The organism is Flavobacterium amylolyticum, assembly GCF_048284335.1.
Taxonomy (GTDB): Bacteria; Bacteroidota; Bacteroidia; order Flavobacteriales; family Flavobacteriaceae; genus Flavobacterium.
Genome location: NZ_JBLVPG010000003.1, coordinates 323817 through 345565, shown reverse-complemented (window position 1 = coordinate 345565; position 21749 = coordinate 323817). Strand labels below are relative to the sequence as shown.

At 33.4% G+C, this 21749-nt stretch carries 14 protein-coding genes; 13 read left to right on the top strand and 1 reads right to left on the bottom strand.

The features are described from left to right. Nucleotides 1-30 precede the first annotated feature (30 nt). From ACNQF9_RS12405 to rfbA, 8 genes are all read left to right on the top strand, one after another. Complete coding sequence (locus ACNQF9_RS12405) at nucleotides 31-594, top strand: sugar transferase (protein ID WP_417961017.1); 564 nt, start codon at nucleotides 31-33, stop codon at nucleotides 592-594. Continuing rightward, nucleotides 591-1733 (top strand): DegT/DnrJ/EryC1/StrS family aminotransferase, encoded by a 1143-nt coding sequence (locus ACNQF9_RS12400; RefSeq protein ID WP_417961015.1) that lies wholly within the window; start codon nucleotides 591-593, stop codon nucleotides 1731-1733. Before ACNQF9_RS12405 ends, ACNQF9_RS12400 begins: the two co-directional genes overlap by 4 nt. 227 nt (nucleotides 1734-1960) lie before the next feature. Next, entirely contained in the window at nucleotides 1961-2755 is a 795-nt protein-coding gene (locus ACNQF9_RS12395) for a polysaccharide biosynthesis/export family protein (RefSeq protein WP_417961013.1), read from the top strand. A 9-nt stretch (nucleotides 2756-2764) separates the two neighbouring features. Continuing rightward, nucleotides 2765-5131, top strand: a complete 2367-nt coding sequence (locus tag ACNQF9_RS12390; protein WP_417961011.1) for a GumC family protein — start codon at nucleotides 2765-2767, stop codon at nucleotides 5129-5131. Between the two features lie 193 nt (nucleotides 5132-5324). Continuing rightward, nucleotides 5325-5876 carry a dTDP-4-dehydrorhamnose 3,5-epimerase gene (gene rfbC, locus ACNQF9_RS12385; RefSeq protein ID WP_417961009.1) on the top strand — a complete coding sequence of 184 codons (552 nt, stop codon included), beginning with the start codon at nucleotides 5325-5327 and terminating at the stop codon, nucleotides 5874-5876. Continuing rightward, on the top strand, nucleotides 5869-6732 hold the full coding sequence (rfbD, locus tag ACNQF9_RS12380) for a dTDP-4-dehydrorhamnose reductase (RefSeq protein WP_417961008.1): 864 nt from the start codon (nucleotides 5869-5871) through the stop codon (nucleotides 6730-6732). The genes rfbC and rfbD overlap by 8 nt, the downstream gene beginning before the upstream one ends. A gap of 30 nt (nucleotides 6733-6762) precedes the next feature. Next, nucleotides 6763-7809 carry a dTDP-glucose 4,6-dehydratase gene (gene rfbB, locus ACNQF9_RS12375; protein WP_417961006.1) on the top strand — a complete coding sequence of 349 codons (1047 nt, stop codon included), beginning with the start codon at nucleotides 6763-6765 and terminating at the stop codon, nucleotides 7807-7809. Nucleotides 7810-7961: 152 nt separating this feature from the next. Continuing rightward, a complete protein-coding gene (gene rfbA / locus ACNQF9_RS12370) occupies nucleotides 7962-8837 on the top strand; it encodes a glucose-1-phosphate thymidylyltransferase RfbA (RefSeq protein WP_417961004.1) in 876 nt (291 codons plus the stop codon). A gap of 364 nt (nucleotides 8838-9201) precedes the next feature. Here rfbA and ACNQF9_RS12365 read toward each other — a convergent pair whose 3' ends face one another. Then, entirely contained in the window at nucleotides 9202-9942 is a 741-nt protein-coding gene (locus ACNQF9_RS12365; RefSeq protein WP_417961002.1) for a tyrosine-protein phosphatase, read from the bottom strand. Nucleotides 9943-10526: 584 nt separating this feature from the next. On the opposite strand from ACNQF9_RS12365, the gene ACNQF9_RS12360 reads away from it, so the two are divergent. From ACNQF9_RS12360 to ACNQF9_RS12340, 5 genes are all read left to right on the top strand, one after another. Then, a complete protein-coding gene (locus tag ACNQF9_RS12360) occupies nucleotides 10527-12494 on the top strand; it encodes a polysaccharide biosynthesis protein (protein WP_417961000.1) in 1968 nt (655 codons plus the stop codon). A gap of 606 nt (nucleotides 12495-13100) precedes the next feature. After that, nucleotides 13101-16130, top strand: a complete 3030-nt coding sequence (locus ACNQF9_RS12355; RefSeq protein WP_417960998.1) for a SusC/RagA family TonB-linked outer membrane protein — start codon at nucleotides 13101-13103, stop codon at nucleotides 16128-16130. A gap of 11 nt (nucleotides 16131-16141) precedes the next feature. Next, on the top strand, nucleotides 16142-17575 hold the full coding sequence (locus ACNQF9_RS12350) for a RagB/SusD family nutrient uptake outer membrane protein (protein WP_417990312.1): 1434 nt from the start codon (nucleotides 16142-16144) through the stop codon (nucleotides 17573-17575). Between the two features lie 114 nt (nucleotides 17576-17689). Continuing rightward, entirely contained in the window at nucleotides 17690-19555 is a 1866-nt protein-coding gene (locus ACNQF9_RS12345) for a S8 family serine peptidase (protein ID WP_417990311.1), read from the top strand. A gap of 117 nt (nucleotides 19556-19672) precedes the next feature. Further along, complete coding sequence (locus ACNQF9_RS12340; RefSeq protein ID WP_417990310.1) at nucleotides 19673-21628, top strand: putative porin; 1956 nt, start codon at nucleotides 19673-19675, stop codon at nucleotides 21626-21628. Nucleotides 21629-21749 lie beyond the last annotated feature (121 nt).

Genomic DNA, 21749 nt, shown 5'->3' with positions numbered 1-21749 from the left:
ATATTAAATAATAGTAAGTTCTTATAATCAATGCTCAAACGACTTTTTGATATTTTATTTTCTATATTGGCTCTATTGTTTTGTGGCTGGATTATAGTCTTTTCTTTAGTTGTCGCAGCAATTGTCACCAAAAGTAATGGCTTATTTTTTCAAAAACGTATAGGTCGTTATGGCGTTACTTTTACAATAATAAAGATTCGTACTCTTGTAATTGATGCCGATGGTGCTATAAAAATATACAAAATAGGATTGTTTCTCAGAAAAACTAAACTGAACGAGCTTCCACAACTGGTAAACATACTTCTTGGTGACATGAGTTTTGTAGGCCCTCGGCCAGATGTAGCAGGATACTACAACAACTTGCAAGGGGAAGAGCGACTGATATTACAATTAAAACCAGGCTTGACGTCTGAGGCATCATTAAAATATTTTGATGAAGAATCGCTTTTACAACAACAGGAAAATCCAAAGGAATACAATGATACTATTATTTTTCTGGATAAAGTACAACTCAATTTACAGTATTATTACAACCATTCATTTGGGGGAGACCTGAAAATTATTTACAAAACATTATTGAGATATTTACAATGAACAATCAAAAAATATGGCTTTCATCCCCTCACATGGGCGGAAACGAGCAAAACTATGTAAACGAGGCTTTTGATACCAACTGGGTGGCACCCTTGGGGCCTAATGTAAACTGTTTAGAACAGGATTTGGAATCCTATTTAGGGCAAGATGCTGCTGTTGGAGCGCTCAGTTCGGGTACGGCGGCTATTCATTTAGGTTTGATTTTATTAGGGGTTCAAGCAGGAGATGTGGTGTTGTGCCAAAGCATGACCTTTTCGGCATCAGCAAACCCTATTTTGTACCAAGGCGCTACACCCGTTTTTATAGATAGTGAATCACAAACCTGGAACCTTTGCCCCATTGCTTTAGAGCAAGCCATCGTTAGTGAAATAGCCAAAGGTAAAAAGCCAAAAGCTATTATTGCAGTTCACTTGTATGGGGTTCCGTATCAAATTGAAGCTGTACGTGCAGTAGCCGATGCCTACCAAATCCCAATTCTGGAGGACAGTGCGGAGGCGTTAGGGAGTTCTTACAAAGGACAAAAATGTGGTACATTTGGTAATATTGGGGTGTTGTCTTTTAACGGTAATAAAATCATTACCACTTCTTGTGGTGGTGCTATTGTGACTCCTACCGCAGCCCTAAGGCAAAAAGCCGTTTTCTATGCGACTCAATCTAGAGATGATGCGCCACATTACCAGCACAGCGCCATTGGGTACAACTACCGCATGAGTAATATTTGTGCTGGAATTGGTAGAGGCCAAATGGAAGTACTGGATTCCCATGTGGCCAAACGCAGGGCGATGCATGATTTTTATGTTGATTTATTTCAGAACTACAGCGGTATTTCTGTATTTACAGTACCTAATGCCGATTATTTTGCTAATTATTGGTTGAGTGCTATTGTGGTAGATCCGCTTGTAGCAAATGGATTGACAAGAGAAACATTGCGATTAGCATTAGAGGCTGAAAATATAGAATCAAGACCGTTGTGGAAACCGATGCATTTACAGCCTATTTTTGAGAAGTATTCGTACTATGGCACTACAGTAGCTGAAACGCTTTTTGAAAATGGTTTATGTCTGCCATCGGGTTCCAATTTAGATGATGAAGCGCGTACGCGAATTAGAAATGTTATCGTGAAATTGATTGGCACATAAAAATTATGCCATAAAGTATAAGTTTAAAATAAGTAAAAAAACTTACAAATTGTTGAATTTAGTATTTCTAATTGAAATATTTTTTTAATAGAGTCTTCAATAAATTTGAATTAATAAAAAATAGTCAAGGTTGTTTTTTTAGTTGTGATAAGGTCATATTACCTATATTTGCAGTCTTAAAAATAAAATTTTAAAGAAGTTGTTCCAATAAAAATCAAATAGTATTTATGAAATATTCTCTTTCCATAGAAAAAATAGTTACGTTATTTTTTCTATTCTTATTTTTTTCATGTGCCTCTAAAAAAGATATTGTTTATTATCAGAGCATTGATGGTTTACAGAATCAAGAAAAGGGGAGTTCTTATGAAATTAAAATACAGCCGGATGATTTGTTGTCTATTATTGTATCGGCAGAGGATCCTGAAATTGCAGCCCCTTTTAATTTAAGCTCGGTTATTACACAACAAACCACAGACCTTAAAAACGTTGGAGGTCAAATGACTATGCAATTGTATTTAGTAGATGCGAATGGAAATATAGAATTTCCCATTATTGGAAAGTTAAAAGTGAGTGGGCTGACCCGGACTGATGTAATGCAAATGTTACATACTAAAATTGCGACCTATATTAAAAATCCAATCATCAACCTGCGTATCGCCAATTTTAAAATATCCATACAAGGAGAAGTAACGGCTCCAGGTTCGTATCCCGTAAATTCAGAGCGTATCACCTTAATTGAAGCACTTTCTATGGCTGGAGATTTGACCATTTATGGAAAGAGAAGCAATATACTGATTATAAGAGAAACCAATGGGGTGAAATCTTTTAATAGAGTTAATATTACCAATGCTAATTTTATAAATTCTCCGTTTTACTATTTGGTACAAAATGATGTCATATATGTGGAACCCAACAAAAGTAGAATCAATGCAGCAGCAGTAGGAACAAATACTGGAGTAATTATATCTATTTCTTCGCTGTTGATTACTTTAATTACCTTAATCATTACTTCTTCAAAATAAATAGTTTCAATGGAAAATAACATGTCAAACGAAAATCAAGAACAGGGTTTTCAAATAAAAGCTATTTTAGATCAGTATGCTTCCCACTGGAAATGGTTTGTCTTAGGTGTTTTTATCAGTTTACTGATCGCCTACCTTTATCTTAGATATACCACGCCGCAATATCAGGCTGCCACCACTATATTGGTAAAAGATGAAAACAAAGGAGGTATGCTTTCTGAACTTTCTGCTTTCGCCGACATGGGAATAGGGGGTAGCGGTATTAAAAATAATTTAGACAATGAAGTTGAGATTTTAAGATCAAGAACATTAATTGAGAGTGTTGTCAAAAAATTGAATTTGAATACAGCTTTTATAATTGAAGGGAATATAATTAAATCTGAAGTGTATAAGAATCCTCCTATTATGATTAATTTTCTGGATCAAAAGGATGGTTTTTTTGATAATAAAATGCAATTTAAATTTGTGGGAGTTACAGCCAATACATTTGAATTAAAAGATGTATTGCCAGAAGAAGGCACCCTAATTGAAAATAGTAATGTATTCAGATATGGTGAGTCTATTAAAACAAAATACGGGACTTTTGTTATTAATAAATCAGCTGCGCAATCAGAGGTGATAGATAATGATGATAGTCCAATTTTTATTGTCATTACGCCTCTTGAGAATATAGTTGAGGGTTTTAGAAATAGAGTTAAGATTACTCCTTTAAGCAAGACAAGTAGTGTAGTTGAAATATCTTTAATTGATCCGGTATTAACTAAAGCAGAAGATTTCTTAGATAATCTAGTGCAGAATTACAATGAAGATGCTGTAGCGGACAAGAATCTTATTTCTGAGAATACATCCAAATTTATTGCGAATAGACTAAAATTAATAACAGAAGAGCTGGAAGGTGTTGAGCAGAATGTGCAAAGTTTTAAAAACACAAATCAGTTAACGGACATTGAAACAGAAGCCAAGCTTTTTATAGAAGGATCTAGTGAATATGATAAAAAAGGAGTAGAAGCGGATATTCAATTGAATATTATTTCTTCCTTGCTGGACTTTATGAAAAAAAGTAAAAAATCAGACTTGTTACCCGCGAATATAGTAAGCGGTGAAGCAACGGAAATGATTAGTTCATACAATCAATTGGTTTTAGACCGTAATAGGATTTTGAAATCAGCTACAGAGGAGAATCCAACTGTGGTTAAAATAGACGAGCAACTTTCTTCTTTAAAATCAAGTGTAGCTTCAAGTTTAAGTCGCATGCAGTCTAATTTAAGCATTCAAAAAAGAAATTTAAACAGTCAGGAAGGACTTTTGAATTCTAAATTAGGGAGAATACCAATACAAGAACGTCAGTTTAGAGTGATTGCCAGACAACAAAAAGTAAAAGAAGAGCTGTATTTATATCTGTTGCAAAAAAGGGAAGAAACGGCCATTTCATTATCGGCAACTGAACCTAATGCCAGAGTAATCGATTCTGCCAAAGGTTTGAAAAATTCAGTAGCTCCTAAAAAAAATATTATATATTTAGCTGCTTTGCTGTTAGGAATTTTTGTGCCTTTTGGAATTATTTACCTTATAGACCTAATGGATACCAAAATAAAAAGTCGCTTGGATCTGGAAGGCAAGACAGCAATTCCATTTGTAGGTGATGTACCCACTTCAGATTCTCCTTCAGAGATTATAAAGTCAGAAAGCAGAACCAGCTCTGCTGAGGCGTTACGGATCATTCGGACAAATTTAGAGTTTATGCTTAGTAAAGTTCCAGAAGGTCAAGCCAAAACTATTTTTTTGACTTCTACTTTTCCTAAAGAAGGAAAGACCTTTGTCTCTGTTAATCTTGCGGCTACTTTTGCCTTGTCAGGTAAAAAAGTATTGTTGATCGGAATGGATATTAGAAACCCTAAATTAGACGAGTATTTAACGTTGCCTGATCGGGGTGTCACTAATTATTTATCTGCTAAAAATATAGTTCTGGAAGATTTGATTGTTAAATATGATGGATTTGAGGATTTTTATGTGCTTCCTGCAGGTATAATACCTCCTAATCCTGCAGAGTTGCTAATGAATAAGAAAGTGGATTCCCTTTTTGAAATCTTAAAAAAACAATACGATTACATTATTGTGGATACTGCTCCGGTGAGTTTAGTTACCGATACACTATTGATTGCTAAGCATGCAGATTGTTTTATTTACGTGGCACGTGCTAATTTTTTAGAAAAACGAATGCTCAATATTCCCAATACATTATATAAAGAACATAAACTGCCTAATATGTGCCTGCTACTTAATGATACTGATTCCACTAAAGGGTATGGGTACGGGTATGGGTATGGTGTCGTAGTAAAAAGAGAGCCATGGTATAAAAAAATAGTAAAAATGTAATTATTTAGTTGCTCAAAATTAAAAAAAGTTTAAAAAAGAAATGTTTTCTATTTTAAACTTTTTTGGGTTGTAGACACTTCGGATTTTTAAATACTTATTTTATTTTAGAAAGGATTTAATGAAAAAAAGATAAACGAATTAAAAACAGCAAAAAAAATTCGAATAACAAATTATTTATAGAATAAAATTGATTATGACTATTGAAAAAACACCTATTAAAGATTTAGTAATTATTACTCCAAGGCTTTTTGAAGATTCAAGAGGCTCTTTTTTTGAAGCGTATAATCAAGCCCAATTTTTAGAAAAAAATATCAATTATTCTTTTATACAGGACAATCAATCTTTCTCGAAAAGAGGTGTGATTCGGGGATTGCATTTGCAGATTAGCCCTTTTGCACAAGCTAAATTAGTACGGGTATTAGAAGGAGAAATCCTTGATGTAGCGGTAGATTTACGTAAAAATTCGGGAACTTTCGGACAGCATGTTAGTGTGATTTTAAGTGCAGCCAATAAAAAACAATTGGTAGTTCCTTCCGGATTTGCTCATGGATTTTCGGTTTTGAGTGAAACGGCTTCGGTACTTTATAAAGTAGATCAATTGTATGATAAAGAGAGTGAAAGAGGAATTCGTTTTGATGATCCTTCTTTAGCGATTGATTGGCAATTAGATTCTAGTGAAGTTATTGTTTCTGAAAAGGATTTGCTATTGCCTAACTTTAATCAAATCGACTGGACTTTTGAATAATAGAAAAAAAATTTTAGTGACAGGAGCCACCGGGCAATTGGGCTCGGAATTAAAGGTGTTGTCCAATAATTATGCTCAGTTTGAATGGGTTTTTGCAGATAGAGTGCAAGTTTCATTGGATGATCTTTCAGTGTTGCTTAGCCAATTAAAAAAGATACAACCAGATATAATCTTGAATTGTGGTGCTTATACCGGAGTAGATAAAGCGGAAACAGAAACTGAATTAGCTGATACTGTCAATCACTTGGCCGTTGGTATTATTGCTCAATATGCCAAAGATAATACAACAAAATTAATCCATATTTCTACTGATTATGTTTTTGATGGAACATCATCTGTCCCATTGGCCGAGGAAGCGATAACGCAACCTATTAATGCGTATGGAATAACCAAAAGAGCGGGAGAGTTAGTTTGTTTAAAAGTAAATCCCGATGCAATTATCATTAGAACGTCATGGGTGTATAGTAGGTTTGGAAATAATTTTGTAAAAACCATTCAGCGATTGTTACAAGAACGTGACAGTATTAGTGTGGTCAACGATCAAGTTGGTTCCCCAACTTATGGCGCCGATTTAGCTCAGGTAATGATGGATATTGTAGTGTCAAAAAATTGGATTCCCGGGATTTATAATTATTCCAATGAAGGCGAAATCAGTTGGTACGAGTTTGTATTGACTATCCAGAAAATAAGAGGATATACTTGTGAAGTGAACGGTATTCCCTCATCGGAGTATTCTACCCCAGCCAAGCGTCCAGCTTATTCTTTATTAGATAAGACAAAAATTAAATGTGTATATGGAGTTAGTATACCTCAATACACGGAAAGTCTGAAAAAATGTTTAGAGTTTAGTGCTTAAATTATTTGAACGAACAAAAATTAAATAATAATGAAGAAAATATTAATCACTGGAGGTGCTGGTTTTATCGGATCTCATGTAGTACGACTTTTCGTTAATAAATATCCTAATTATCAAATTTTTAATTTGGATGCTTTGACTTATGCTGGAAATCTAGAAAACATTATTGATATTGAGGCAGCATCCAATTATACTTTCATCAAAGGCGATATCGTTGATGCGGCATTTATAGATCAATTATTTACGGAGCATCAGTTTGATGGAGTTTTGCATTTAGCTGCTGAATCCCATGTAGATCGTTCTATAACGGATCCGTTATCGTTTGTAAAAACAAATGTTATTGGAACCATGAATTTATTGAATGCGGCTAAGGGTACTTGGCATGGAAATTATGGAGGAAAACGTTTTTACCATATCAGTACCGATGAGGTTTATGGCAGTTTAGGGACCGAAGGATTGTTTACAGAAACAACTGCTTATGACCCAAATTCTCCATACTCCGCTTCGAAAGCCAGTTCTGATCATTTTGTGCGGGCTTATGGCGAAACCTATGGTTTACCGTATGTGTTGACTAATTGCTCTAATAATTACGGACCTTTTCATTTTCCTGAAAAATTGATTCCATTGTTTATCAATAATATTATTCAAAACAAACCTTTACCCGTTTACGGCGATGGGAAATATACCCGAGATTGGTTATTTGTAGAAGATCATGCCGTTGCCATTGATTTGGTTTTTCACGAAGGCGTAAATCAGGATACGTATAATATTGGAGGTTTTAACGAATGGCAAAATATCGATTTGGTGCAATTGCTGTGCAAAATCATGGATGAAAAATTAGGTCGCCCACTAGGAACTTCGGCACAGTTAATTTCGTATGTAAAAGACCGCCCAGGGCATGATTTGCGCTATGCTATTGATGCCAGTAAGATAAACAAAGAATTAGGATGGAAACCCTCGGTTACTTTTGAACAAGGGTTAGAAAGAACGGTGAATTGGTATTTGGAAAATCAAACTTGGCTGAGTAATATCACTTCTGGAGCCTATACTTCGTATTATGAAAAACAGTATAATTAGTAATCAGTGACTACGTTTTATTGTTAAGTAGTTATTCTTCTGGTATCAGTGATTCTTTTTTATAGTTATCAGTTAAAATTTGATCGTTATTTAATATAAAAAATCAAACCCTTAACGGTTCGTTATCTTGGGGGTTACAAAGTATAAAGAATATGAAAGGAATTATATTAGCTGGGGGTTCAGGAACCCGTTTGCATCCATTAACGCTTGCTATGAGCAAACAAATGATGCCAGTTTATGACAAACCCATGATTTATTATCCATTATCTACTTTGATGATGGCAGGAATCAATGAAATATTAATTATTTCCACCCCTCATGATTTACCGAATTTTAAAAAATTATTAGGAGATGGAGCATCAATAGGATGTCACTTCAGTTATGCGGAACAGCCCATTCCTAATGGATTAGCACAAGCTTTTGTTATTGGAGAAGAATTCATAGGGAAAGACAGTGTGGCTTTGGTTTTAGGAGATAATATTTTCTTTGGAGCTAATATGGATGAATTGCTGCAGTCTAATACGAATCCTGAAGGAGGAGTTGTGTTTGCGTATCACGTTTCAGACCCGGAACGGTATGGTGTAGTTGAATTTGATGCTGATTTTAAAGCGCTTTCTATTGAAGAAAAACCTTTAAAACCCAAATCAAATTATGCGGTACCCGGTTTGTATTTTTATGATAATTCAGTGGTGGAAATTGCCAAAAATATTAAGCCAAGCGCGAGAGGGGAATATGAAATTACTGATGTGAACAAAGTCTATTTAGAAAAAGGAGGCTTAAAAGTGGGGATTTTAAGTAGAGGAACGGCTTGGTTAGATACCGGTACTTTTAATAGCTTAATGCAGGCGGGGCAATTTGTTCAGGTAATTGAAGAGCGTCAAGGATTGAAAGTAGGTTGCATTGAAGAAATTGCTTGGAGACAGGGGTTTATTTCAGAACAGCAGCTAAAAGCATTAGCCGAGCCCTTAAAAAAATCAGGGTATGGGGAATACCTTTTGGGATTATTGAAACAAAAACTTAACCAATAATAGAAATTTTAAATACTTATTTTTATATAAAAGATTGTTAGTTATAGTATGCGATAGTATATTGTATTGGGAGTAAAGGCTTATAAATAGTTTATTTGCTGAATTTACTATTGTCGTTCAGAAATTAATAAAATCATGTTGTGAAAAATTTATAAATTCCCTTTTAATTCAGGATTTAAGAATAGCATAAATTCATGCATAGTTTATTTTTAAGTTAGATTTTGTATTCTTTTTTTGCTTCGATGGGATTAGGATAAAATAAAAGTCAGTTATTGTTTGTTTTTGGTTATAGTTAAAAATAAGCAATTATTGGAACTTGAAAATAAAACACACTTCATTAAAAAAACATTGCCAGTTTGAGTATTTATTCAAATTTAAAAAATTGGTTATTGGCAATCGCTTCTTTCAATGGAGTTAAGTCTTTAATTACTATTTTTTGATCAAAAGCTGCAATGTGATTATCATGATGCACATCTGAACCTACATAAGTGTACATTCCTTTTTGCAGTAATTCTTCTGCTATCTTAGTAATGGCTGCGCCATAATAACCCACGATGGATAACATATTAAGCTGAAATAAACATCCTGCTCTTATAAGTTTAGTGTATTCATTAAAGTTATTGTGATAAAAAAGATAACGTTCAGGATGTGCTAGTACGGGAATGTACCCTGCCACTTGTAGATCAAAAAGTATTGAATACAATTGTATAGGTGCATTGATATAGGACATCTCTACTAATACATGCCTGCCTTTCAGTGTCAATAAATTGTCTGAATGAAACAGACGTACAAATTCATCATCCATTAAATACTCAGCAGCTGCTTTGAAAGGAACTACTAAACTATTCTTTTCTAGTTCTTGTATAGTAGAAGCTTTCTTAATGAGAATTTGTTCGGGAGTATTTTCCCAGACATGTTGTATGATGTGTGGTGTAGTAATGAATTGGGAAATACCAAACCCTTGAAGTGCTTTTGTAAGTCGTAGCGTGTCTTCAAATGTCCGGGCTCCATCATCAATACCGGGTAATAAGTGGGAATGAATGTCAATATGATGCTCCGGAATCAGATCCTTCAGCACAGGTTTAGATTTAAAAATTGAAAACATAGCGCAAATGTATGCAATTATTTTAATTTTTACGTACTGATCAATTTCAATTGATCAGTATTTCGGGGTTAAGATCAGAGTTCACAAAGTAATAGTCAATTGCTATTGGGTTATTGTATTTATAAAAGTTAGCATTTTTGAATTTGTTGTAGGAATGTCAAATTTAACTAAAGAGGATTGCGAAAAGATTAAATCTGTTATTTTGCAAATATTTAAAATAAAATCGTTCTAATGAGTATAAATCTAGATTAATTCATAAAACAAATGGTACTTTAATAGTAGTTATTACAATGTTAAACGCATATTATGGAGCGCTGTTAGAATCTAAAGGAAGAGTAATTTAGAGATAAATTATAGTTTAAGAACGGTTTTAGAGTTTATTTTTACTAATAGATTACCATATAAGTCGTTTTATAAGATAATATTGTTACAAAAGTTATATTTTAATAAACTGTAAGAATTTTAAAATCAAGTTTTTAGTAATTTTATATGCAAAAAATAGAATAGAATTGATTTGTTTTCATTTATCAACATATTAAATGTTATTTTTGTTTTGATTTATAAATAAATTTAAAAGCACTACTTTGAGTGATGTTAACAACGCGGATCCTTCCAGAATAAAATCGAATTTTTTTTCGAGAGAGAATTTGAAATTCAACATTCATAATTTGAGCTATCTGCCCAGATGGATTATTATTATGATGGATTTTTCAGTTTTAGTACTGTCGTTTTTTTTTACGATTCTAATATTTAAAGGAACGGGGCTAGACTACATAATTACACCTTACAGCTTCAGCTTCATAACCGCTCTCTTTGGAATTAATATCTTCTTTTTTTGGTTGTTCAGAACCTATTCTGGAATTATTAGGCATTCATCCTATATCGATGCTGTAAAGCTATTATTTTCGCAAATGGCTGTGCTTGTCTTATTCCTTATCTTTAATTTTATATTTGAACTGTATTATGGACAGAAAGCATTTTTGAATACGGCTATATTCATTAATATCGTACTGTCTTTTTGTGGTTTGTTTTTATATCGGGTGGTGGTTAAACAAACTTTTGAACTTTATTTTTCGGAAAAAAGTAATGAAAATTTAATACGGACTGTAATTTATGGAACGGATGCGAATGCAATATCTGTAGCCAATGCATTAAAATTTGAAACTCCATGTCGTTTCAAAATTGTTGGATTTGTAGACAAGAAAAATCAAAATGCATCCAAACGAATGTTGGATCTTCCTATTCTGGTGCAAAAGAAAAAGTTGCCGGCATTAATGCGTTCTATAGGAGCAGAAGGAGTTATTATAGCGGACAAGGCTTTATCTAAAGAGGAACAAATTATTATTGTTGATCAATGTTTAGAATATAATTACAAAGTCTATACAGTGCCCCTAATTTCGGATTGGGAAAACCAAAAAGAGATTTCTCAAAAAGTGAAAACCATACAAATTGAAGATCTTTTAGAAAGAAAGCCTATTGTGCTGGATAGTCAGTCGATATCAAATCAGTTAAAAGACAAAGTAATATTAATTACTGGTGCAGCAGGTTCTATAGGTAGTGAAATTGTAAGACAAGTTCTGATTTTTAATCCTAAAAAAATCATTATTTTAGATCAGGCAGAAACTCCATTACATCATTTAAAATTAGAAACAGATAGTATTAATACGAATGTGAAAATACGTACGGTTATAGGAGATATTAGAGATAGAGCCGCTATGGATATGGTTTTTAAATCGTATAAACCTCAGGTTGTTTTTCATGCTGCGGCATACAAGCATGTGCCACTGATGGAAGAAAATCCGTGCCAAGCAATTTTCACTAATATTGCAGGGACAAAAAATCTTGCCGATTTAGCGTGTTTGTATAACGTTAAAAAATTTGTCATGGTTTCCACTGATAAGGCGGTGAATCCAAGTAATGTGATGGGAGCTAGTAAAAGAATTGCTGAAAAATACGTCCAGTCCCTGCAGTTAAAAGATCAGATTGCGAAAGGTCCAGAAGCCACAAAATTTATTACGACTCGTTTTGGAAATGTTTTAGGGTCAAATGGTTCTGTAGTACCTTTATTTACTAAACAAATAGCCGAAGGGGGACCATTAACCATTACCCACAAGGATATTATTCGGTATTTTATGACAATACCCGAGGCCTGTCAACTGGTACTCGAGGCAGGTGCTATGGGAAATGGAGGTGAAATTTATATTTTTGATATGGGGAAACCAGTTAAAATTATTGATTTGGCCAGAAAAATGATAAAATTGGCTGGGTTTATTCCTGAAAAAGAGATTAAGATACAAATTGTTGGTTTACGACCTGGTGAAAAATTATACGAGGAGCTACTGAATGATACCTCAAAATCAATACCTACGCATCATGCCAAAATCATGATCGCGCAAGAAATTCAAGAAGAGTTTGAAGGGTTGCATACGGATATCAATGAGTTGATTCGTATTTCTAATTTGTTTACTAACGATGCAATTGTAGCACAAATGAAAAAAATTGTACCAGAGTTCAAGAGTATGAATTCTGCTTATGAAGTATTGGATAAGTAAAGTTGCTTTTTATATGTTATCAAAAAAAGGTTGTAAGTACTCGTACTCTGCAACCTTTTTTGGTTAAAATTTGCAACACATTATTTGCTGATTCAATGTTCTTTCTTAAAAAATTAATTTGTTGATTGCTTATTCTTAATTTTCAATAATATTTTTTTGAAACCAACTTCTTAAAAAAAAGTCTGTTAGATTCGAAAATACAAAATGATGGACAGTATAGGGGGGTAGTTATTTAAAATTTAAATGACTATTTTCATATTTTTGATTGTCTGTGTAATAACATTAACATAAGATGTTTTTTTAAATTTAAATTTAAGATTAATGTTACAGATGAGCAGTAATAGCCATATTTATTGCCCTTTAATTTCTTATTCTAAATTTGCTGTTAAAAGAATTAGTTTTTCATTTAAATTTTTTTTGGTAAAAACATCACTTTAAGCACAACTTTCTATCTATAGTTAAACATAATGTAATAATTATGTTGGCATATTCAATTTTTTATCAGGAATGGTAAAAAAAATATAATGTGTTAAATTTCATAAATAGTTGTTTCTTTAAGAAATTATTAAGAAGTTTGTGAAATAACTAATTCAAAACAAATTTAATATGAGATCAAAATTCAAATGGATTTTTTCATTGCTACTGGCTATGTCAATGCAATTTGTGTTCGCACAAGAAAAAACTGTTACAGGTGTAGTATCTGATGCATCTGGTCCTGTTCCAGGTGTGAATGTTTTAATTAAAGGTACTAAGTCGGGAGTACAGACCGATTTCGATGGTAAGTATTCTTTAAAAGCTAAAAGTGGAGACGTGTTAGTTTTTTCTTTTGTGGGTATGGCTGAATCTACTAAGGTAGTAGGCGGTTCAAATACCATTAATGTTACAATGCAAGATGGAGTAAGTTTAAATGAGGTAATTGTTCAAACAAATTTAGGGTATTTCTCTAAAGATTCAAGAAAATTATCTTCTTCTATTTCAACTGTTTCAGCAGATGAAATAGCTAAGCAGTCTCCTGCCTTGACTATTCAGAATGCCTTGCAAGGTCAAGCTGCGGGAGTACAGGTAACTGCCGCTAATGGAAAGCCGGGTGCTGCTGCCTTTGTTACTGTACGTGGAGCGGTAAGTATTACAGGTGGTACAGCTGAGGCTATTTATGTAGTGGATGGTGCTTTTGTTAGTGGGGCAGAAGCTTCCGCTTTAAGTTCAAATGACGTTGAATCTGTTTCGATTCTAAAAGATGGTGCTTCTGCTGCTATCTATGGAGTTCGCGGTGGAAATGGAGTTGTTGTAATTACTACTAAAAAAGGTAAAAATGCAAAAGCTAAATTTCAGTTTAATAATTCTCTTGGTTTTACTCAAAAAATTGCGGATCCATTTGATATGATGAACGCAGATGAAAAAATCCGATATGAAGGTTTAATTGGTCAAGGAGGGTCTATAGGGAAAACACCTGCTCAAGTGGCACTGCTAAGGTCATATGATCATAATTGGCAAGATGATTTGCTTAGAAAAGGATTTGTTCAAAATAGTAATATTTCTTATTCAGGTGGTAATGAGCAGTTTACTAATTTCATGTCTGTAGGTTATACGGAAGATTCAGGAATTATTGATAAATTGAAGGGTTTTAATAGAATTACGGCTAGGTATAATAGCGAGTATACTGCAAATCCAAATGTTAAAATTGGTTTCAATATTGGGGGTTCTTATGAGAAATTTAATGATTCAAGAGATCGTAATAATGCACAAAGCCCTATTAGAGCAATGTATGATTACAACCCTTACGAGCCTTTTTTTGCTAGAGATGTTAATGGAAATGTAATTAATGATGTTTTAGGAAACCCGGTTTACAATACAAGTTTACTTGCTGGTTTTCCAATTCAAGAAGCAATAGTTAATAATACTGAGCAACGTCGTTTCTTTAGATTATATGGTCGTCCGTATGTTGAATTAGGAATTATAAAAGATTTAAAATTCAAGACCCAGATGAATATGAATTACGAAAGATACCAACGTGAATCATTTATTAAGCCTTCGTCATTCTTAGATTTAATTGTGGGTGATCCTACTGCTAGAGGTCAAAAAACTGATAACGGTTGGGATTCATTAGAATATCAGTTGACAAATAGTTTGAGTTATAAATACAGTATCAATAATAAGCATAACTTTGAGTCTACTGTATTGTATGAGTACTTTAAGTCAAATTTCAGGTCATATTCCTTAACTAGAAAAGGATATGTAAATGGAGATTTGCCTACAGCAGGTACTGCGGTAGTTGGAGTTCCTAGCACTGGAAGAACTGAAAACGCTACAGTAAGTATATTTGCAAATGTTGATTATGATTTTGATGGTAAGTACTTAGTTTCGTTGTATGGTAGACAAGATGGTTCATCTGTACTGGGAAGTAACAATAAATATGAATTTGCAAAAGGAGCTTCTGTAGGATGGAATGTTACTAGAGAGTCGTTCATGAGTAATGTTACTTGGCTTAACAATTTAAAATTGAGAGCCTCTTACGGAGAGCTAAATTCAACAAATGGAATAGGAAGCTATACTGCTCAAAGTTTATTTAGTACCAGTCAATATGGAGGTAATATAGGAACTGTTTTAACAGGAAGTACAGTTGGAAATAATAATTTAAAGTTTGAAAAAGCAGAAAAATATGAAGTTGGTATCGAAGCTGCTGCTTTTAACAATTGGTTGACGTTTTCAAGCTCAATATTTCAAGATAAAAGAAATGATTTCATATACAGTGATAATACGACTGTTGGAACTGCATTTTCAACCCTTATTAATGCTGGTGACTGGACTTCAAAAGGAGCCGAAGTTGAATTGAAAGCATTTGCTATCAAAAATGAAAATACAACTTTGTCTTTTTACGTTAATGCAGCTGTTTTTGATAGAAAAATTAATGAACTAAACCGCCCTGGGGATCCTAATAATCAACTTTCAAGAGGTTTAACATGGAATAAAGTGGGTCGTTCACCTGATGATTTCTTTCTTGTACCTTATGCAGGAGTAAATCCTACAAATGGTCACGCAATGTATACAAAATTAGATGGTACTGTTACCGACGTTTATAGTGCTGGTGATCGAGCTTTTACTGGTAAAACTCCATATGCAAAATATGAAGGTGGTTTTGGAATGCAATTTGCTTACAAAGGTTTTGACATCTCAACTGACTTTGTATTTAAAGAAGGTAACTACACGTACAATTACATGTGGCAAAATATGGTTGCTGATGGTGCTGCACCAAATAGAAATCAGGCTGTTGCTGCTTTTGATTATTGGACTGCAACTAATACTACAGCTTCTTTACCGGCACCAAGACAATTGTCAGGTATAAATTCTAATCTTGAATCAGATCGTTTTCTAGAGGATGCAAGTTATATTAGATTTAGAAATCTAAATATTGGCTATAAGTTCACAAAGAAAGCATTCCCTAATTTACCATTAGATGAGTTTAGAATTTACACTCAGATGCAAAATTTATTCACATGGTCTAAGTTCAATGGAGATCCTGAGGTAGGTATCGGTAGTGCAGAGAGTCAAACAGGATTATTAGTACCTGGACAATTCGCATTGTATTCTTATCCTAATGTTCAAACATTCCTTTTTGGAGTATCAATTAATTTATAATTAAAATAATTATGAAAAAAATAATTTACCTTGTCGCTTTGTCTTTTGTATTAAATTCATGCGACGATGAAGATATAACATTCGCACCTTACAATGCCATCAGTGAGTCCATTGTTTTACGTAACGCTGCTGATTTTGAGAATATGTTAACCGGAGCCTACAGCTACATGATAAAAAACGGAGGTGATGGAGGTTACGGCTCTGAGTTTGTTATCGATTCTGAAGTGATGACTGATAATCTAATTCTTAAAGTAGAAGGACGTCAATCTAATGCAGATGGTTTTAGATTGCTTTCAGTGCCTAATAGTTCTCATTTTAATTATTATATTAGTGCCTACAGAGCTGCCGAAACTGCAACTAGAGTAATTGATAATATTAATATCATTCCTCAAGATGCTGCTAGAGATAATATAGAAGGACAGGCTCGTTTTATAAGAGCATTAAATAATTTTGATTTAGTTAGAATTTATTCTAAAATTCCTACTCAGGCACCTGATGCTAATGCTTCTTTAGGGATGTATTACTTAGATGTAATTGAACCTTTTTCTAAACCGTCTAGGCCAACGGTAGAAGCTACTTATAAAAAAGTAATAGATGATTTACTTATAGCTGCTGATAAAATTGGTACAACTAATGCGATTGCTTCTGGAAAAGCATCAAAGGCGGCTGTTTATGCTTTATTGTCTCGAGTGTATCTTTATTTAGGTGATTTTCCCAAGGTTATTCAATATGGAAATCTCGCTATAGCGGGAAATGCAGTTTGCCCAAGAGCTAATTTTGTAAATTTGTGGAAAGATGTAAACTCTTCTGGTGTTTTGTTTAAACTTAGAATTGATCAAGTAGATGGTGTAACTCCTGGTGTTGTATATAATCAGACAGTTGCAAGTGGTGTTCGTTCTGAGTTTGTTGTGCCTAAGAGTTTTTCTGATTTGTTCCAAACAACCGATATTAGAAAGGCTGCATACATCTCTACAAGTCCTTTTAATGGAATACCTTATAATCACGTTATCAAATATCTTGGTCGTCTTACTGGTAATCCAGCTATTGTTGACATAAAAGTGCTGCGTGTAGAGGAAGTGTATTTAAATATAGCTGAGGCTCAGTACCGAATTAATGGTGGAGGTTTAGCATTCCTTGATGCTGTAAGAGCTCAAAGATATTCGGCTTTCGTTTCTGGAAATGAAACTGGAGCTGCGTTATTGAATTCTATTTTACTGGAACGCAGATTAGAACTTGCTTTTGAAATGGATCGTTTCTTTACATTGAAAAGATTAGGTTCAGCAATGGTGAGAAACGCTGTGGAGGGTGATTACGCTAGTGGTCTTGGTACTAAAGTTGAAGCTACTGCTTTAACAATTCCTGCAGGTAGTTTTAAATGGCAACTTCCTATTCCTCAATTTCAGAGAGATTTGAATAGTAATTTACAACAAAATCCTGGATACTAATTTATTCATTTAGTATTTTCAAACAACCTCCCTTTTTTAACCATTTGGGAGGTTTTTTGTTTCAAGTTTTTTAATAAACAATAGTATACTAAAGTCAATACTTAATTTTTATAAATGAAAAAAATATTATTTTGCATATTGATTTTTCAAATTGCTACTGCACAAACCATAGAAGAACGAAAGAAAATTACACAGTCCTATGACAATGAAAAAATTAGTAATTTTATTATTAAATCATCTGAAGTGCATAAGGAGCAAAAAAGAAAAATTCGCAATTATAAGCTTCAGTATAAGTTGCTAGATTCGGAAACAAGTTCACTCCAGCGTATTTATGATGGTGTACCTATTTTTTACACAATCGAAAACGACGCTTCTGCTGCTACCATTCGCGCAAATTCATTGCAGCCTAACGGTGTTTTAGGTCTTAATTTAACTGGTATTGGCATTACAGCTGGAGTTTGGGATGGCGGAAAAGTCCGGGGAACACATCAGGAGTTTTCTGGGGCAAAGGTTTCTTTTGGTGATGGAGCAGTATCTCCTAGCGCTCATTCTACGCACGTTACTGGTACCATAATTGGATCAGGTGTTGTTGCTAGAGCTAGAGGTCTAGCATATCAAGCAAAAGCAAAAACTTTTTTTTGGGATAGTGATGTTGAAGAAATGACAAGTTTTGGTGGTGAGGGGTATTTAGTCTCAAATCACTCATACGGTTATGGTATTTCAAATTCTTTCGCGAGTGCCAGATTTGGTTATTATGATCAAACCTCGTCAGATTTTGATAAAATTTCAGAGGTTTTTCCGTATTATCAAATTGTTGTTGCAGCAGGTAATTCGCGAAATGGGGACCACCCACAAATAATAGCTAAAGGTGGTTTTGATATGCTTACGGGAGCAACCGTATCTAAAAATACAATTGTCGTTGCAGCTGTTAATTCAGTTTTAAATTATACAGGTCCATCGAGCGTGACAATGAGTTCGTTTAGTAATTACGGACCTACTGATGATGGGAGGATTAAGCCAGATATCAGTGCTAAAGGAGTAGGTGTATATTCATGCAACGGACCAAATGATAATACTTATGAAACGTTAAGTGGCACTTCAATGGCGGCTCCGGCAATCACAGGCTTAATTGTGTTGTTGCAGCAGCATTATAATAATTTGAATGCTACATTTATGAAAGCCGCAACAGCTCGTGGTTTGTTGTGTCATACCGCAGATGAAGCAGGGTTTTCAATGGGGCCTGATTATTCATACGGATGGGGCTTAGCCAATGGAGAAGAAGCAGCTAAACTAATTAGTTCAAACGGAAAGACTTCATTGATTTTAGAAACGAGTTTAACAGACAAAGTTGTTTTTACTAAACAGATCTTTATTTCTTCTCCAAGGGCATTAAATGTTTCTATAGCTTGGACTGATCCTGTTGCTTTGGGTGCTGTTGTTACACCAATAATAGAGGATAACCGAACAACTAACTTGGTCAATAATTTAGATCTTAAAATTATAAATGAATCTGGTACTGTTTATTTTCCTTGGAAATTAGATCCTACTTCTTTAAACAGTGCTGCTACTCAAAGTTCTGATAATAATGTGGATAACATAGAAAAAGTATTCATTGAAAATGCTCCTGCCGGAATATATACAATTCAAGTTACAAATAAGGGAAATTTGTATGGCGGTACTCAAGATTTTTCATTGATTGCTGGAGGAATAAATAATATGACTTTGTCTCTGACAGATTTTGATGACAGTAATACAATTAAATTATATCCTAACCCTGTTCAAGAAATTCTGTTTTTTGATTTGCCGGTAGCTTTCTCAACAACCGACATAGAAATTTATGATTTATCTGGTAAATTGATTCGTACGTTTAAATACGAACAAAAAAATAATATTAAAGTTTCTGATTTAACTTCTGGTTTGTATTTTATCAAATTTAGTAGTTCGGATAGGACTTTTAATTTAAAGTTTATAAAAAAATAGATAATATAAATGCCTATAAAAAAATATCCAACGGAAGTGTATGTTTTTTTATAGGCATTTATAATATACCTTTGCTTGATTAATTTTTTTCAAATTGACTAATTAGATTACTTTCAAATGAGAATATTTTTTTTGTTTTATAGTTTAGTATTGCCTTTGCTACTTTTTTCTCAAGAAAAAGAGAGTGTAAATTTGAGTCAGGATAGTAAATATAACAGGACTGATTCTATTAAAAAGAAAAAAGAAAAAATCGCAACCATTGATCTCTATAAAGTGATTACAATCGATAAGGACACCACTTATATTGACACCTCGCTTACCATTCAAAAAGAATACAGTCACAATTATTTACGAAAAGATATTTTTGGACTTTTACCTTTTGCTAATGATGGACAAACTTATAATACTTTACAATATAGCCTAAGTGATTTTTCACCGTTTCCGGAATTCGGTTTTAAAGCAAAGCATTTTAATTTTTTAGAAGCGAATCAAATACGATATTACTCTGTTGCAACTCCCGTAACTGAATTGTATTTTAAAACTACCGTAAGAAAAGGACAATCTGTGGATGCCTTTATTACCTTAAACACGTCTAAAAATCTTAATTTTTCTATTGCATACAAAGGTTTACGTTCTGAGGGGGAGTATATTAATCAATTGTCTAGTACGGGAAATTTCAGATTTACCACTAGTTACAATACCAAAAATAAACGATATTTTGCCAAAGCACATTTCACTTTCCAAGATATTTTAAATGAAGAAAATGGTGGAATAACAACCATAGGGGATTTTGAAAGTGAAGACCCAAACTATAACAACCGTCAAAGATTTGAAGTTTATTTTAATGATGCGAAGTCATTTCTAAAAGGGAAAAGAGTTTTTTTGGATCATAATTTTAGGATCAATCCTAAAAAAGGGACTAATAATTTATACTTGACACACCAATTTAATTATGAAAATAAATTTTTTGAATACAATCAGGTCACTGTTCCGTCAATTGTGGGTAGTGAAATAGTATTTCGTTTTGGGGATTCATTCCTTAGCAGTGGTATTAATGATCAAACCCGTTACAATAAAATGTATAATAGAGTCGGAGTATTATATGAGAATACTACTTTAGGGAATTTTCAATTTTTTGTAGATGATTTCAGATCTAATTATTACTACAATCAGATACTTATTTTTGATGATCGACGCATACCAAGCGCATTCAGTCAACAAATTAACAGTGTAGGTGGGCAATATGAGTACCGACTCAATAAATGGAACGGAAAATTTTTGTATTCCAGATCGGTTACAACACAGTCTCTATCTAATTTAGATGCGAAGTTACAATATGACCTGAATGATGAAGTTCAATTGGTATTTCAATATCAAAATATAAATAAACTACCAAATAATAATTATAATTTACACCAAAGTAGTTATGTGCAATACAATTGGTCTAATGATTTCAAAAACGAAAAAATAAATACATTTAAGGCCAATGCCATCTCGCCATGGGTTGATGCTGAATTACAATTTTCAGTTTTAAAGGATCATTTATATTTTAATAATACTTCAAATTCAGCTCAAACACTTGCTCAAACGCAAATTGTTACGCCCGCACAATATGATGGTACCATAAATTATTTGTCTGTTAAAGTTAGCAGAGAGTTGAAGTTCGGAAAATTTGCTTTAGATAATACTATTTTATATCAAAAAACAGCGCAACAGGACGCGATTCTGAACGTTCCTGAAATTGTAACGCGTAATACGTTTTATTACTCTAATTATTTGTTTAGAAAAGCGCTGTTTCTGCAAACAGGCATCTCACTAAATTATTTTTCCAGCTATTATGCCAATGAGTATAATCCTATTATCGGTGAATTTTTTGTGCAAAATGATAAACAAATTGGAAATCATCCAAATCTTGATTTTTTCATAAATGCAAAAATTCAACGAACGCGAATATATTTCAAAGCAGAACATTTTAACTCTTCTCTTACGGGGAATAATTTTTATGCCTCTCCCAATAATCCATCGCGTGATTTTACCATTCGATTTGGTTTAATTTGGAACTTCTTCAATTAATTTTTTCTTTATAATTACAACTTTAAAATAGATTTCTAGGGTGTTTTATCGTACCAGCACCATATCTTTATCTGTTTAAATAAAGCAAGTATTGTATGCGGTTATTATCCAGAACGTAAAA